This is a genomic window from Bartonella sp. AU16XJBT, from assembly GCF_028618665.1.
GTDB lineage: Bacteria > Pseudomonadota > Alphaproteobacteria > Rhizobiales > Rhizobiaceae > Bartonella.
On the sequence record NZ_JAQITF010000061.1, the window covers coordinates 1 to 1,841 of the forward strand.

Consider the following 1,841-nt stretch of genomic DNA (forward strand, 5'->3'; position numbering starts at 1 on the left):
TTTGCACGTGATATACGCCCATTGGCTTCTCTTATTTGCCCTATGATTTTAGGGCGTCCCCTCTTGTTTCTTTTCACTTATCCCCTCTACTTTCTTTGTTGCTTTCAAATGTCCATTAATTTTTTTTGTGAAGTATTTTCTGATGTCATGGTCTTTTAACTTCACACCCAACCGCCCATTATATACTTTCTTCCATGACGTTCCGTCCTTATAAGTTTCATTACACAAGTAAGAAGATGAAAAATTTTTATAAGCATTCCAAACGATCTCTAGTAATTTAAGGGTATATTTATCAGTTGAATTTTTATGAATTTTAGGGATAAAAACCTCTCCGGTCTCTAAATCCACCATACGCGAATAGCAATCGATAAAACGCCTTCCCCAATCTTTAAACTCATGATAAAGAGCCGGTATCATGGGACCATGCTGCCATGCTTCTATACGATCAGGAAAGAGACGCTTACCTGTAGCTGCTAACATCCACCCATATGCAAGATACACCAGCTTAATAAGCTTCATAGGAGAAATTGGGATATCTTCTTTATGTCCCTTTTCAAGAAAGAAGTTAGCAATTTGTTGAACTTGGTACATGATACAAACTAAATAACCACACCAATGAAGAAAGAGCTATAATCATAGTTAGTATGCTTTCCTGTATTTTATCCTCAAAAAACAACACAAGGGATAAAAAGAATAACGCCGCAATGACAATAAGTACTGCCAACTCAAAAATAGTCAAAGAGACGTTACTATGATTTAATAGCAGCATCTGATTTTGTATCAGAAGATGATGATGTACATACCATCCTGCTAATTTCATCCACACACCACCTTAAAAAGGAACATCATCATTCATAACGGTATGGGGTGTATCAAGAGGTCTGTAAATGCTTCTGTCATAAGCAGATGATGACGGATCTTGATTATCATCATTTTTGCCATCTAAAAGCTTTAACTCGCCTTTGTACTGAGGCAATATGACTTCTGTTGTATATCGTTCAATACCGTTTTTATCTTGCCATTTACGAGTTTGTAGTCGCCCCTCGATATAAACTTTGCTGCCTTTATTGAGATATTGAAGTGCTATTTTTGCCAAATGCGGATTAAACACCACAATGGAATGCCATTCTGTTTTGTCTACTTTCTTATTGGTTGCCTTGTCTGTGTAGCTTTCAGACGTTGCCATACGAAAATTGACTATTTCTGCTCCAGACGGCATTGTTTTACTTTCGGGATTTGCACCTAAATGGCCAATTAAAATCACTTTATTAAGCATATTTGTAAGTTCCATTAAATGATGGAAAGATCATAACATACTTTATGTGTTTTTACAATATTTTCAATGATTAAAAAAGATGTTTTCACATAAAAGATTAAGATTTAAAAGCGACTTTTCTATTGCATTTTGATACGTTTTGTGCAATAAAGAGATGTTCGTATACTTTCGAATAACAATACAACAGTCATGCATTGCAAAACAGAAGCCGTGTCAAGAAATTGGCACGGTTTTAATGCATTTAAATTGAATAGAGAAAACCAGCCCCCAGCATAAAAGAAAGCCTCGTTACGTAAACACATAACAAGGCTTTCACGACTTTTCAATTTCTCAGGTCATACAATATGTAGTATATTATGTGTAAAATTACAAGCGTTAATACACAAAAAAACCGTGTCAAAACTAATTGGCACGGCTTTGTTTTGTAGCGATTTTTAAAAAGGTTCTTAACCTAAGGAACGGTTAAAATACAACGTTACAATAACGCTGCGAATTAATAGTAACACGATACATTTAAAGATGCAATTTGATAGAAAATACACTTGCGTTTATACACAAAATATGT

The 1,841-nt window shown here is 34.9% G+C and carries 2 protein-coding genes; both read right to left on the bottom strand.

The genetic code is table 11. From position 1 onward, the window contains the following. Positions 1-48 precede the first annotated feature (48 nt). On the bottom strand, positions 49-591 hold the full coding sequence (locus tag PVV66_RS09470; protein ID WP_273719603.1) for a Panacea domain-containing protein: 543 nt from the start codon (positions 589-591) through the stop codon (positions 49-51). Between the two features lie 241 nt (positions 592-832). After that, entirely contained in the window at positions 833-1,276 is a 444-nt protein-coding gene (ssb, locus tag PVV66_RS09475; RefSeq protein ID WP_273719604.1) for a single-stranded DNA-binding protein, read from the bottom strand. Positions 1,277-1,841 lie beyond the last annotated feature (565 nt).